Origin of the sequence: Aquabacterium parvum (assembly GCF_001447195.1) — a bacterium.
In the GTDB taxonomy this organism is placed as follows: domain Bacteria; phylum Pseudomonadota; class Gammaproteobacteria; order Burkholderiales; family Burkholderiaceae_C; genus Aquabacterium; species Aquabacterium parvum.
The window spans coordinates 1-273 of the sequence record NZ_LFRI01000308.1 but is presented as its reverse complement, the minus strand read 5'-3'; the positions used below and the strand labels follow the sequence as shown (position 1 = coordinate 273).

At 56.0% G+C, this 273-nt stretch carries 1 protein-coding gene; it reads right to left on the bottom strand.

The window, feature by feature from the left end:
* Positions 1-231 (bottom strand): protein rep (locus tag ABG80_RS22745; RefSeq protein ID WP_268760969.1); only part of this gene is annotated, 231 nt, incomplete at its 3' end.
* Positions 232-273: the final 42 nt, after the last annotated feature.

The window sequence follows — 273 nt, the reverse complement described above, 5'->3', positions numbered from 1 at the left end:
CCGGCGTTTCCATAGCTCGCGCTGGGCTCTATGAAGGTGCTTAAAGCGTTCAGCCAGGTCATCACCGTTCTTCACCGTCAAAGTCACCAAAAAAGGCCTCAGAGCCGTTTTCTCGGCTCGGATGACCTCCCACCTAACCAAGTAGGCTTTCATCGACTTAGCGCCCCGTCTAATGGCACACAGAGGGCAAAGCAGGTGCTTCATGCAGAAGCTGGCCGCATGCAGCCTCACAGCGTCGATGGTGAAGTAGTGCCGGAACAGCAGGTAGTCACC